The organism is Bacillus sp. DNRA2, assembly GCF_012843265.1.
In the GTDB taxonomy this organism is placed as follows: domain Bacteria; phylum Bacillota; class Bacilli; order Bacillales; family Cytobacillaceae; genus Bacillus_BU.
The window spans coordinates 289,011-301,959 of sequence record NZ_JABAIT010000001.1; the positions used below are offsets into that span (position 1 = coordinate 289,011).

Below are 12,949 nucleotides of genomic sequence, written 5' to 3' on the forward strand. Positions count from 1 at the left end.
ATAGCTGTAAGCGGATGGAGGTGGTTAAGGAATGTCTTTCGCTTCAGAAACAAAAAAGGAACTCACAAATATCGAAGTAAAAGCTTGCTGTAGTAAATCCGAACTCTCCGCTTTAATTCGCATGAATGGTTCTTTGTCATTTTCCAATCGAAAATTAGTCGTCGATATTCAAACCGAAAATGCAGCGATTGCCCGACGTATTTATACATTAATTAAAAAGAATTATGATGCTCAGGTTGAATTGCTTGTTCGGAAAAAAATGCGCTTAAAAAAGAATAATGTCTACATTGTTCGATTGGCAGATCAAGCAAAAACAATCCTTGAAGACTTAAAAATATTAAGAGAAGGTTTCACCTTTGTTCATAATATTTCTGAGGAGTTAATCAAAAAGAAATGTTGTAAGCGTTCTTATTTACGAGGTGCATTTCTAGCTGGGGGATCAGTTAATAATCCTGAAACCTCTTCCTATCATTTGGAAATATCCTCCTTATATAAGGAGCATAACGATGCGCTGTGTGAATTGATGAACACTTTTTCGCTTAATAGTAAAACGCTAGAGCGTAAAAAAGGTTATATCGTTTATTTAAAAGAAGCTGAGAAAATTACCGAATTTTTAAATATTATCGGGGCACATATTGCTTTGTTAAGGTTCGAGGATATCCGAATCGTTCGAGATATGAGGAATTCAGTCAATCGACTTGTGAATTGTGAAACAGCCAATCTAAATAAAACAATCGGTGCAGCCTTACGCCAAGTAGAGAATATTCGATACATCGAACAGACGGTTGGATTACAGATATTGCCTGGGAAACTAAGAGAAATCGCCGAGCTCCGCGTTAATTATCAGGATGTTACTCTTAAAGAACTTGGTGAAATGGTTTCGGGAGGAACAATTAGTAAATCTGGAATTAATCATCGGTTAAGAAAGATAGATGAAATTGCCGAAAAATTGCGGGCTAGCGAACCGATAAATAATAGAGAAATTTAAAGGGGAGAAATCATATGTTAGAAAAACAGGTAAAAGTTAAACTGAAAACGGGTTTACAAGCGCGTCCAGCTGCGCTTTTTGTACAAGAAGCAAACCGCTTTTCATCCGATATTTTCCTTGAAAAGGATGGTAAAAAGGTTAATGCTAAAAGTATCATGGGGCTTATGAGTTTAGCCATTAGCTCTGGCTCTGAGGTAGCCTTAATTGCTAATGGCAGTGATGAAAATGAAGCAATTGAAGCATTGTGTAAATATATCTGTGATGAAGCATAAAAAAATCGCGCTCAAGAAGAGCGCGATTTTTTTGTCTAAAGAAAAGGTAGTATAAATTTTCGACTAGAACAGTGTCTAGCTCCAGGCGCCATCGGCTCGAGGTCACAAGCCAATCCGTCCAGAAGGTAAAAAGCAACCTTCCGGCCGGCTCGTCTTGTGCTTGTCGCCGATAGGCTAAGCGCCTTACGCTTTTCTTATTTATTTTTCTCAACAGCTGTGCTGCGTTCGATAATGTGGTCAACTAAACCGTATTCTTTTGCTTTATCAGCAGTCATGAAGTTATCACGCTCAGTATCACGTTCAATCACTTCAAGAGGTTGACCAGTACGTTCTGCTAAAATGCCGTTTAACTTGTCACGCAAGAAGAGAATTCGCTTAGCAGCGATTTCGATTTCGGTTGCTTGACCTTGGGCACCACCAAGTGGTTGGTGAATCATCACTTCAGCGTTTGGTAATGCATAACGCTTGCCTTTTGTTCCTGCAGCTAGTAAGAATGCTCCCATTGAAGCAGCCATACCGATACAGATGGTTTGAACGTCTGGTTTAATGAAATGCATTGTGTCATAAATAGCCATACCCGCTGTAATGCTACCGCCTGGGCTGTTAATGTAAATGGATATATCTTTTTCAGGATTTTCGGCTTCCAAGAATAATAGTTGCGCAACGATTGAATTGGCAACGTTGTCATCAATTCCGCTTCCAAGCATAATAATGCGGTCTTTTAGAAGACGGGAATAAATGTCATAAGCCCGCTCGCCGCGATTTGTCTGTTCAATTACTGTAGGAATCAAATTCATTTTCTGTTCCTCCTTTAATCTGATCTTTCGAGCTAAACTTTTTTTAAGTAGTGTGAAAAAACCTTATGTATTGTTATCATACACTGATGGTCAATTAAGGTCAAACGAATCGCACTAGTTATGACGGGATTTGTTCGACAACAACTTATGTAGAAAAACATCCACGCATTTCAGGATAGCCAAACTGCATTTTTTTAATCAAAATAACGAAAAAACCTCTCACCTAAGAAGGTAAGAGGTTTTAATTTTAGCGCCCTCGGCAGGAATCGAACCCACATCTCAAGAACCGGAATCTTACGTGCTATCCGTTGCACCACGAGGGCATTTTAATTACGGTACGTTTTAATATTATATGGCATGATTGGCTTGTTTGCAAGGGGTTTTTATTTTTATAGCATTAACGTTATATTAGGAATATTTTTTATGGTTATAACGGTTTGTAATCTGAAAATAAAATAAATAATAAATATTGACAATAGGATGAATTGTTCGTGTTATTAGTTGAAAGAAAAATTTTTATGGGTTAAAACTATTATAGATACATAATATTACCAGTCCAATGTATCGTAGTGAGTGGTAAAGAACTCCACAAACATATTTAAGTTTTGCACCGCCAGATTTGCATTGCACATAAACGAGGAGATCCTTATCATTCCAAAAATCCACCAAAGGAGATGAAGGTTGAAAGGATGTGGGCTGTTTAACACCCCACAATGTTTGTGCGGCAATTACTTTGTCTTTGGAACTTGTTTCTTGCTATCTATGATGAGCTATCGGGAACAAAAATTCTTAAAGATAAGGAGTGTGCATAATGAAAATACGACATAAAAAAATAATGAAAAAGTTCTTGGTACTTTCAGCTATCGCAGCAATCCTTTTACTAAACCTATCATCATATGTAAGTGCAAAAAGCTTGGCCGAGGTAAGTGTTTTCAAAAATGTGGATGTCCAAGCAAGCCTTGGTGATGTAACTGGAACTGGCCCATATACCTTGGATTTAAAACTTGATGCCACTGATTTAGCTAATGTTGATTTAATAAACCCTAATCAAACAGTCGTTTTTTATGCAAAAGAACTGTCGGATAAATGGGATAAGGATGGAACAGCGCATGTTACATCTGAACTCCTTCCTATTACTTTAGAAGACTTAACACCATTACTTACACCAATCTTAGGTACCGTTGACGGATTGGTAACAGATGTAACAGGTATAGTTGGTGGCTTAGTGGGCGATGTTGATGCTCTCATTAATGATAACGGATTAACAGGTGGAGTTATTACTATTGAGGGATTAGATGAGCTTAATGATACTTTAGCAGCATTGGATAATATCGATGAAGCTCTGGTTGATGCTCTGGATGATGTCCTTGTATATGAAGATGATATTACAGTCGTTCAAGGAGATAATGGAGAATTTACTATTACATTCTCAGACGGTTTAGGTGAACGTCTTGAAGGAGTAGTAAGAGGTGTAGTACTTCCATTGGTCAATCAATTACTGGCTCAAGTTGATGCTTTAAACGTAATAGTTGATCTTTCAAATGTAGATGATGGTGTATTAAGCACTCTTGTTGGAGAAAGTGGAATATTGCAGCCAGTTCTCGATATTATTGGCGTAATTGTTCCTGTAGATCCAATTATTACCACAGTTGAAGATATTTTGGATGAATTGACCAACCAACTTACAATTGATGCTAACCTTATTTTAGGACCAGTTAAAACACTTTTAAAAGAAACAATTCAACCAGTAGTTGATACCCTTACACAAGATATCCTAGACCTTGTAGAAGAATTAGTAGCTATACAAGTTTTAGGATCCACTACTGTTGAACTTAATGATGTAACTATTAAAAAGCCATCAGGTTTAAATGGTGACGTTAAGGTTTATGGAGCTGTAATAAATGACAGTGTAATCGATTTACCATTGTTAAGTAGCCTTGTGGATTATGATACGATCACATTTAGTGAAAAAGCACCAATAACACCAACACCAACTACTACAACACCAACAACGACTACTACCACAACTACTACAACTGGTGGAAGTACATTACCTAATACCTCTACAGACATGTGGGTTTATGGTCTTACAGGCATTAGTACAATGATGGCTGGTATCGGTACTCGTTATCTTGGAAGAAGAAGAAAATAGTTAAATGACAAAAGAGGAAGAAGCAAATGCGTTTTATTTAAGCATTTGCTTCTTTTTGAATAATTTCTTACATACTCATTTCTGCTAGTATGAACACTTGTGATGGGAAGTAAGGTGCTTATATGAAAAACCTTGAATTGATTCTCACAGAAATATTTAAACCGAAAATCGGTCAACATGTAAATCGAATGGAATTACTAGGAGCAATTATGATGATTTTCAGTTTATATTATCTAAGTGTTTTCGGATATCAATATTACAGTCGTGAAAATGCTCAAATTCAATCATTGGAAGCCGCAGAAAAAAAGCTTGAAATCGAAAACCTTTCTGTTCCAAAAATTGATGCTAGAAATGATAAAATAATGAATTTTTCTGCTGTATATAATGAGCCTTTAGGAACAGTAGAAATACCTAAGCTTAATCGTAAACTTCCTTTAATTGAAGGTACTGATGCCAATGTACTTGACCAGGGTGTAGGTCATTTTACCGGGACCGTCTTCCCAGGACAAAATGAACAAATCCTAATATCTGGACATCGTGATACCGTTTTTCGAAATTTTGATCGATTAGAAATTGGGGATCAATTTATTATTAATATGCCATATGGCTCCTACACGTATGAAATAAGATCAACAGTCATTGTACACGCAGATGATACGACCGTGATTAGAAAAATGGGTGAAGAGGTTCTTGTTGTCTCTACTTGTTATCCATTTAATTATATAGGTGATGCCCCTGATCGGTTTGTGATATATGCTTATCCTGTAAAAAATGAACAGGAATAGCAATGATTATTAATTGAAGTATGACAATCGTCATTAAGTACCTCTGCGCTTTATACAATGCGAAGAGGTATTTTTGTGTAAAATTTTTTGCATGTTGATTGCAGCGGAAATCAACATGCAAGTTTAACAACTCCTAATTATTATTGAATAAGATGAAATGAAAGTGATATTAGTTGTTTTTTCGTGAACTTATTGATTCGCTGATGTAAAATAATAGCAGGGGGAGTGGTAGATGGATTTAAGACCAGGGTTATCGCAGCAGCAGACATTAAAATTATCGATGACACAAGAATTATCACAAGCGATTGCATTGTTACAGTATTCTTCAATTGAGCTTGTCGATTTTCTTGAGAATAAGACGCTCGAAAATCCGCTTCTCCAGATAAAAAACAGCTCAGAGATATTACAGCGGAAAAAGAAACGAAATGACGTTTCAAAAGCAAATGAAAAATCTTGGATTGATCAAATCAGTGATCAACGTTTTTCGCTGGCGGATCATATAATGCCACAAATTCTCGATATGAGGACGAGTATGCTTCATCGAAAAATCCTGTCACATTACATTCATCATTTGGATGATAATGGCTATTTTACAGGTGACTTACAAGAGATTACCGACCGCCTCCAAATCTCAGGCTCAATAGCTGAAGAGTGTTTGCACATGCTTCAGAAGCTCGAACCAGCAGGAATAGGGGCCCGCAATTTACAAGAGTGCTTGCTAATCCAAATTCAGCGCCAGAAAAAGCGCAATCAATTGGCGGAAGAAATTATTGCACAACATTTTTCTATGTTTGCAGAGAAAAAATGGAAAGCGCTTGCAAAATTAATCGGAAAAGATGTCAAAGAAATCCAGCAAGTTTTTGATTTTATTTTAACATTAAATCCGAAACCTGGAGCGGCGTACCACTATGAAAAGGCGCCTTACGTTATCCCCGATGTGATGGTTGTACAAGAAGGCGATTTATTTATTGTTCAGCTTTTCGATAATTTATTGCCAAGAATTCAATTAAATAAAGAGTATATCGCTAACTTTTCCAACCTTCATGATAAAAGTGTCAACAATTTTCTGCGTGAAAAGCAGCAGGATTATCAATGGATTGTGCGGAGTCTAGAACAACGCCAAAGAACGATTGTCAACGTGACTGAAAAAATTGTTGAAAAGCAGCATGATTATTTTTCAAAAGGACCGAAATTTTTGAAGCCAATGACAATGAAGGAGATATCTGAGGAATTGGGTATCCATGAATCGACGGTAAGTAGGACAGTAAGGGAAAAATACGTGCAGACACCTTTTGGTACGGTTGAGCTGAAGTCATTTTTCACAAGTGCAATCGATTCGGTTTCCAGTGAAGCGCTATCTTCAAGCAAAGTCAAATTAGCAATCCAAAAATTAGTAAAAGAGGAAAATAAACAAAAGCCATTATCTGATTTAGATATGGTTGAAGTGCTCAAAGCTAAAGAAGGAATTGTTGTGTCAAGAAGAACGGTTGCTAAGTACCGTGAGCAACTTGGAATTCCTTCGTCTTCGAAACGGAAACGGTACGATTAATTTTTTAATCCGATATTCAGAGCAAATCTCACAGCTTTATTTTTAGGAGGAAAAGAACCAGTGAGTATACCAGTAATCACACTCTATTCAAGAGAAAAATGTCATTTATGTGAGGATGCCAAAGCGGCCATCAGCGATTTGCAATCCGAGTTTGATTTTATACTGGAGGAAGTCGATATCGATACTGAAGATCGGTTAACGGAGCTATATGGGCTGATGATTCCGGTTGTTGTCATGGACGGAGAAGAGGTTCAATATGGGCAAGTTGACAAAAATGTCATACGTAAACGTTTACAGAAAAAATAATCATTTTTATCAGTTGAATTTTCAAATCACTCCTGTTAGAATGAGGCTAGGTTAAGGAGTGATTTTTTTTGAACAAGCGGGACATAATATGTCTATGCGGGACATATATTGTCCATATGAGGAGAAGATTACCATGGACTCTATTTTAGAGCTACAAAAAAGATTATTACCTGACCTCTTACAAGTTATGCAAAAGCGCTATTCCATTCTTCAATACGTACGTTTAATGCAGCCTGTTGGAAGAAGAAGCTTAGCGGTAAGTCTTAACCTTACGGAAAGAGTACTGCGAAGTGAAGTCGAATTTCTTAAGGACCAAGATTTAATTGATATTTCAAGTGTTGGAATGAGTTTAACAGCCGAGGGAATGCAACTATTAAAAAAACTTGAAGGTGTAATGAGGGAAGTAACAGGTATTGCCCAGATTGAAGAGGTATTAGAGCGTCGACTGGGTATCAAAAAGGTTATCGTTGTATCCGGTGATAGTGATGAATCCCCATGGGTAAAAAGTGAACTGGGTCGAGCGACAGCTAATTGTATGAAAGAGTTATTACAAGGAAAAAATATCATTGCTGTAACAGGTGGAACAACAATGGCATCCGTCGCAGAGATGTTAACCCCTGATCCACATCATCATGAATTGCTGTTTGTGCCAGCACGTGGCGGAGTTGGTGAGGTTGTCAAAAATCAAGCCAATACGATCTGCGCAAATATGGCAGAAAATGCTGGGGCGAAGCATCGGGTATTCTATGTCCCTGACCAAGTTAGCCAGGAAATATACGATTCCTTCATTAAAGAACCATACATTCAAGAAGTCCTTGAACTGCTTCATTCAGCTAGCATGGTTTTACATGGTATTGGAGAAGCTATATCAATGGCAGAACGCCGTAACACAACTCCGGATGTTCTTGAAAAAATTAAAAAAGGGCATGCGGTTGGCGAAGCATTTGGTTACTACTTTAATGAATCAGGTGAGGTTGTCCATAAGGTTTTAACGGTCGGGCTACAGCTTCCTGATATTAAAAGTATTGAGCATGTTGTCGCTGTTGCCGGAGGGGCATCGAAGTCTAAAGCGATTAAAGCATACTTAAAACAAGCACCATCATCAACGATATTAATTACTGATGAAGGTGCAGCAAAACAAATGTTGAAGGGTTAATCTCCTTTCCACACGTTATGCATACCTTAATAGTCACATTGGTTAAACGGTTAATACGGGGAGTTTCCCCTTTTAAAAAATAATTAATAATGCACAACCTTAAGGAGGAAAATATAATGGCAGTAAAAATGGGTATTAATGGATTTGGACGTATTGGACGAAATGTTTTCCGTGCAGCTTTAAATAATCCGAATGTTGAAATCGTTGCAGTTAATGATTTAACTGATGCAAATATGCTTGCACACTTACTACAATTTGACACAGTTCATGGCAAGCTTGGTCAAGCTGTATCTGTAGATGGTGATTATCTTGTTGTAGGTAGCCACCGCGTAAAGGTTCTAGCAGAACGCGATCCAGCACAACTTGGCTGGGGTGAGCTTGGCGTTGAGGTAGTGGTTGAATCAACAGGTCGTTTCACAGATCGCAACAATGCAGCAAAGCATCTTGAAGCTGGAGCTAAGAAAGTTATTATCTCTGCACCTGCTAGCAACGAAGACATTACAATCGTTATGGGTGTTAACGAAGACAAATACGATGCAGCGAACCACCACATTGTCTCAAATGCATCTTGTACTACAAACTGCTTAGCACCTTTTGCTAAGGTTCTAAACGATAACTTCGGAATCAAGCGCGGTATGATGACAACTGTTCACTCATATACAAACGACCAACAAATCTTAGATTTACCACACAAAGATTATCGTCGTGCTCGTGCAGCTGCAGAAAATATGATTCCAACATCAACTGGTGCAGCGAAAGCAGTAGCATTAGTTTTACCTGAATTAAAAGGTAAATTAAACGGTATGGCAATGCGTGTACCAACTCCAAACGTTTCTGTTGTTGACTTAGTTGTTGAGCTTGACAAGTCTGTTACTGCAGACGAAATCAACGGTGCTTTAAAAGCAGCTTCAGAAGGTGATTTAAAAGGTATCCTAGATTATACTGAGCTTCCATTAGTGTCTACTGACTTTAACGGTAGCACAGCATCTTCAACAATTGATGCTCTATCAACAATGGTGATGGAAGGAAACATGGTAAAGGTTCTTTCTTGGTATGATAATGAGACTGGTTACTCACACCGTGTTGTCGATTTAGCAGATTTTATGGGCAAAAAAGGGTTCTAAAAATATTGGATATATGTTCCACAAACGTCTATAATGGTATAGGGTGTGTGTCTGAAGATTAAGACTAACCAATTTATATTAGCGGGAAGTTCTTATCCCCTGATAAGCGGGGCTCTGTGCCGATTGGATGGAATAAAAGGGGAGCGGGGATGATTCCCCCCTCCCTTATTTATTTTATTTCGAGAAGTGAAATATTTTGGTTAAACTAAGCTAAAGATGCAAGAGAACCGTTAAGAAACAATTTTTATTTTAAAAAGAGGAGGACCATCCTGAATGAACAAGAAATCTGTAAAAGACGTAACAGTTAAAGGTCAACGTGTGTTTTGCCGCGTCGATTTCAATTGCCCAATGAAAGATGGACAAGTTACCGATGATACAAGAATCCGTGCCGCTTTACCAACCATTCAATACTTACAAGAACAAGGCGCAAAAGTTATTCTTGCTTCCCATCTTGGCCGTCCAAAAGGACAAGTAGTAGAAGAAATGCGTTTGACTGCTGTTGCAAAACGTCTTTCTGAGCTTCTTGGTAAAGAAGTGAAAAAGACAGATGAAGCATACGGTGAATCCGTAAAAGCTGAAATTGCTACTCTAGGAGAAGGTGATGTTCTTTTACTTGAGAACGTTCGTTTCTATCCTGGTGAGGAAAAAAATGATCCTGAATTAGCAAAAGCTTTTGCTGAGTTAGCTGACCTATATGTAAATGATGCATTTGGTGCTGCTCACCGTGCACATGCTTCAACAGAGGGAATTGCTCATTATATCCCAGCCGTATCAGGTTTCCTAATGCAAAAGGAGCTTGATGTTTTAGGTAAAGCACTATCAAATCCAGAGCGTCCATTTACAGCGATTATTGGTGGTGCTAAGGTAAAAGACAAAATTGGCGTAATCGATAACCTGCTAGATAAGGTTGATAATCTAATTATCGGTGGCGGCTTGGCATGGACTTTCATTAAAGCAAAAGGCCACGAAATCGGAAAATCACTACTTGAAGCAGACAAAATGGATTTAGCACTATCTTTTATTAAGAAAGCAGAAGAAAAGGGTGTTAAATTCTACATGCCAATTGATGCGGTTGTTGCGGATGAGTTCTCAGAAACTGCTAACTCTAAGATTGTTGGTGTAGATGAAATTCCAGCAGACTGGCAAGCATTAGATGTTGGTCCAAAAACTGGTGAGCTATACAGCGACGTGATCAAAAACTCTAAATTGGTCATTTGGAATGGTCCAATGGGTGTTTTTGAAATGGATAAATTTGCAGGTGGTACAAAGGCAGTAGCCGATGCATTAGCAGAGAGCAAGGATACATATTCTGTGATCGGTGGAGGCGATTCAGCTGCAGCAGTTGAAAAATTTGACTTAGCTGAGAAAATGAGTCATATTTCAACTGGAGGCGGTGCTTCATTAGAGTTCATGGAAGGCAAAGCATTACCAGGAGTCGTAGCATTAAACGATAAATAAGGTAAACACAGAAAGGAAGTACATCATGCGTAAACCGATTATTGCAGGTAACTGGAAGATGCATAAAACTCTGTCTGAAGCGAAAAGCTTCTTGGAGCAAGTTAAAACAGCTGTCCCTTCAAAGGACAAGGTTGATTCAGTTGTATGTGCTCCAGCATTATTTCTTGAGCAATTAGTCACCATTTCGGATGGTTCTGACGTTGAAATTGGTGCACAAAACATGCATTTTGAAAACAGCGGTGCTTTCACCGGCGAAATTAGCCCTGTTGCGATAAGCGATATTGGCGTAAAATATGTCATTATTGGCCATTCTGAACGTCGTGAAATGTTTAATGAAACAGACGAGGGCGTGAACAAGAAAGCTCATGCGGCTTTTGCCCATGGCTTAACACCAATCGTTTGCTGCGGAGAAACATTAGAACAGCGTGAAGCAGGTCAAACGAACGATTTCGTTGGTGGTCAAATAAAAAATGGACTTCAGGGATTAACTGAAGAACAAGTTAAACAAACAGTTATTGCTTATGAGCCTATTTGGGCAATTGGTACTGGCAAATCCTCATCAGCTTCAGATGCTAATGAAGTATGTGCCTATATTCGCCAAGTAGTAGCTGAACAATTTTCACAGGAAGCAGCCCAAGCTGTTCGGATTCAGTACGGTGGCAGCGTGAAACCAGAAAACATCAAAGAATATATGTCACAACCTGATATCGACGGGGCGTTAGTAGGAGGAGCAAGTCTTGAGGCTAATTCTTTCCTACAATTATTGGAGGCAGGATTATAATGAGTAAATCTCCCGTGGCATTAATCATCCTTGATGGATTTGCGTGCCGTAATGAGACAAAAGGAAATGCAGTTGCGCAAGCAAACAAACCAAACTTCGATCGCATTTGGAAAACCTTCCCGAATCAACAATTAACTGCAAGCGGGGAAGCAGTAGGTTTGCCAGAAGGTCAAATGGGTAACTCTGAGGTTGGACACTTAAATATCGGTGCTGGCCGCGTTGTGTACCAGAGCTTAACACGTGTGAACGTGGCAATCCGTGAAGGTGAATTTGAGAAAAATGAAACCTTAGTCGGCGCCATCAATCATGTGAAAAAGGAAGGGACAAGCCTGCACTTATTTGGCTTGTTATCTGACGGTGGGGTTCACAGCCACATTAATCACATGTTTGCATTATTGCGTTTAGCTGCATCCGAAGGTGTTGAGAAGGTTTATGTTCATGCCTTTCTTGATGGCCGTGATGTTGGACCGCAAACAGCAGATGGATTTATCCAAGAAACAATCGATGAAATGAAAAAAATCGGCGTTGGTGAATTTGCAACAGTTTCTGGCCGATATTACTCAATGGACCGCGACAAGCGTTGGGAACGTGTCGAAAAATCATATCGTGCGATGGTTTACGGCGAAGGTCCTTCATACACAACCCCTATGGATGTTGTGAAGGATTCATATGAAAAAGGTATCTATGATGAATTCGTGCTGCCATCTGTCATCACTCGTGAAAACGGTGAGCCAGTTGCAACAATTCAGGATAATGATGCTGTGATTTTCTACAACTTCCGTCCTGACCGTGCGATTCAAATTTCCAACACGTTTACGAATGCGGATTTCCGCTCATTCGATCGTGGCGAGAAGCATCCGAAGAACCTATTCTTCGTTTGTATGACTCATTTTAGTGAAACGGTTGACGGATATGTGGCGTTCAAACCAGTTAATTTGGATAACACAGTCGGTGAAGTTTTGGCGCAGAACAATTTAAAACAGCTTCGCATTGCCGAAACTGAAAAATATCCGCACGTAACCTTCTTTATGAGTGGTGGTCGTGAAGCAGAGTTCCCGGGCGAAGAAAGAATCTTAATTGCTTCTCCAAAGGTTGCAACTTATGATTTGAAGCCAGAAATGAGCGCGTACGAAGTAACAGATGCACTTATTGCTGCAATTAACGAAGACAAGTTTGACGCAATCATCTTAAACTATGCAAACCCTGACATGGTTGGCCACTCTGGTATGCTTGAGCCAACAATTAAAGCGGTTGAAACAGTAGATGAATGCTTAGGACGCGTTATTGACTTGATTTTAGCAAAAGGCGGCGCAGCGATTATTACAGCTGACCACGGAAATGCCGATGAAGTTATCACACTTGAAGGCAACCCGATGACGGCTCATACAACAAATCCAGTTCCTGTTATCGTAACGAAAGCAGGCGTGGAGCTTCGTGACGGCGGGATCCTTGCCGACTTAGCCCCAACGATGCTTGATTTGTTAGGAATCGAAAAGCCAGCTGAAATGACTGGTACTTCCTTGATTAAAAAATAAAGATAGATTCTTTAGCAATTATGCTTTGGTAAAAATAAATATAATT

General features: G+C 39.0%; 12 protein-coding genes and 1 tRNA gene. 11 read left to right on the plus strand and 2 right to left on the minus strand.

What is annotated here, in order from left to right; translation table 11 throughout:
• Positions 1-31: 31 nt before the first annotated feature.
• On the plus strand, positions 32-988 hold the full coding sequence (gene whiA, locus HHO41_RS01330; RefSeq protein ID WP_169095010.1) for a DNA-binding protein WhiA: 957 nt from the start codon (positions 32-34) through the stop codon (positions 986-988).
• A 14-nt stretch (positions 989-1,002) separates the two neighbouring features.
• Entirely contained in the window at positions 1,003-1,260 is a 258-nt protein-coding gene (locus HHO41_RS01335) for an HPr family phosphocarrier protein (protein ID WP_147534052.1), read from the plus strand.
• A gap of 194 nt (positions 1,261-1,454) precedes the next feature.
• Here the strand turns inward: HHO41_RS01335 and clpP are convergent, their stop codons facing one another.
• On the minus strand, positions 1,455-2,081 hold the full coding sequence (gene clpP, locus HHO41_RS01340) for an ATP-dependent Clp endopeptidase proteolytic subunit ClpP (protein WP_348981210.1): 627 nt from the start codon (positions 2,079-2,081) through the stop codon (positions 1,455-1,457).
• Positions 2,082-2,308: 227 nt separating this feature from the next.
• A tRNA-Arg gene (locus tag HHO41_RS01345) sits at positions 2,309-2,380 on the minus strand.
• A gap of 488 nt (positions 2,381-2,868) precedes the next feature.
• Here HHO41_RS01345 and HHO41_RS01350 point away from each other — a divergent pair.
• The 9 genes from HHO41_RS01350 (at position 2,869) to gpmI (ending at position 12,903) form a co-directional block, all read left to right on the plus strand.
• Positions 2,869-4,209: an adhesive domain-containing protein gene (locus HHO41_RS01350; protein ID WP_169094776.1), complete on the plus strand. Its 1,341-nt coding sequence runs from the start codon at positions 2,869-2,871 to the stop codon at positions 4,207-4,209.
• Positions 4,210-4,331: 122 nt separating this feature from the next.
• On the plus strand, positions 4,332-4,994 hold the full coding sequence (locus HHO41_RS01355; RefSeq protein WP_248278316.1) for a class D sortase: 663 nt from the start codon (positions 4,332-4,334) through the stop codon (positions 4,992-4,994).
• Positions 4,995-5,226: 232 nt separating this feature from the next.
• Complete coding sequence (gene rpoN / locus HHO41_RS01360; protein ID WP_169095012.1) at positions 5,227-6,543, plus strand: RNA polymerase factor sigma-54; 1,317 nt, start codon at positions 5,227-5,229, stop codon at positions 6,541-6,543.
• 60 nt (positions 6,544-6,603) lie between these two features.
• On the plus strand, positions 6,604-6,849 hold the full coding sequence (locus tag HHO41_RS01365; protein WP_169095013.1) for a glutaredoxin family protein: 246 nt from the start codon (positions 6,604-6,606) through the stop codon (positions 6,847-6,849).
• A gap of 133 nt (positions 6,850-6,982) precedes the next feature.
• The gene (locus tag HHO41_RS01370) at positions 6,983-8,005 is read left to right on the plus strand and encodes a sugar-binding transcriptional regulator (protein WP_169095014.1); all 1,023 of its coding nucleotides are present in this window, start codon (positions 6,983-6,985) and stop codon (positions 8,003-8,005) included.
• Positions 8,006-8,121: 116 nt separating this feature from the next.
• A complete protein-coding gene (gene gap / locus HHO41_RS01375; RefSeq protein WP_169095015.1) occupies positions 8,122-9,129 on the plus strand; it encodes a type I glyceraldehyde-3-phosphate dehydrogenase in 1,008 nt (335 codons plus the stop codon).
• A gap of 273 nt (positions 9,130-9,402) precedes the next feature.
• Positions 9,403-10,587, plus strand: coding sequence for a phosphoglycerate kinase (locus HHO41_RS01380; protein ID WP_169095016.1), 1,185 nt, complete (start codon positions 9,403-9,405; stop codon positions 10,585-10,587).
• 25 nt (positions 10,588-10,612) lie between these two features.
• Positions 10,613-11,368 (plus strand): triose-phosphate isomerase, encoded by a 756-nt coding sequence (gene tpiA / locus HHO41_RS01385; protein WP_169095017.1) that lies wholly within the window; start codon positions 10,613-10,615, stop codon positions 11,366-11,368.
• On the plus strand, positions 11,368-12,903 hold the full coding sequence (gpmI, locus tag HHO41_RS01390; protein ID WP_169095018.1) for a 2,3-bisphosphoglycerate-independent phosphoglycerate mutase: 1,536 nt from the start codon (positions 11,368-11,370) through the stop codon (positions 12,901-12,903). Before tpiA ends, gpmI begins: the two co-directional genes overlap by 1 nt.
• Positions 12,904-12,949: the final 46 nt, after the last annotated feature.

Coding starts and splice junctions, on each gene's coding strand:
- whiA (WP_169095010.1), top strand. CDS start 32: ATGTCTTTCGCTTCAGAAACAAAAAAGGAACTCACAAATATCGAAGTA.
- HHO41_RS01335 (WP_147534052.1), top strand. CDS start 1,003: ATGTTAGAAAAACAGGTAAAAGTTAAACTGAAAACGGGTTTACAAGCG.
- HHO41_RS01350 (WP_169094776.1), top strand. CDS start 2,869: ATGAAAATACGACATAAAAAAATAATGAAAAAGTTCTTGGTACTTTCA.
- HHO41_RS01355 (WP_248278316.1), top strand. CDS start 4,332: ATGAAAAACCTTGAATTGATTCTCACAGAAATATTTAAACCGAAAATC.
- rpoN (WP_169095012.1), top strand. CDS start 5,227: ATGGATTTAAGACCAGGGTTATCGCAGCAGCAGACATTAAAATTATCG.
- HHO41_RS01370 (WP_169095014.1), top strand. CDS start 6,983: ATGGACTCTATTTTAGAGCTACAAAAAAGATTATTACCTGACCTCTTA.
- gap (WP_169095015.1), top strand. CDS start 8,122: ATGGCAGTAAAAATGGGTATTAATGGATTTGGACGTATTGGACGAAAT.
- HHO41_RS01380 (WP_169095016.1), top strand. CDS start 9,403: ATGAACAAGAAATCTGTAAAAGACGTAACAGTTAAAGGTCAACGTGTG.
- tpiA (WP_169095017.1), top strand. CDS start 10,613: ATGCGTAAACCGATTATTGCAGGTAACTGGAAGATGCATAAAACTCTG.
- gpmI (WP_169095018.1), top strand. CDS start 11,368: ATGAGTAAATCTCCCGTGGCATTAATCATCCTTGATGGATTTGCGTGC.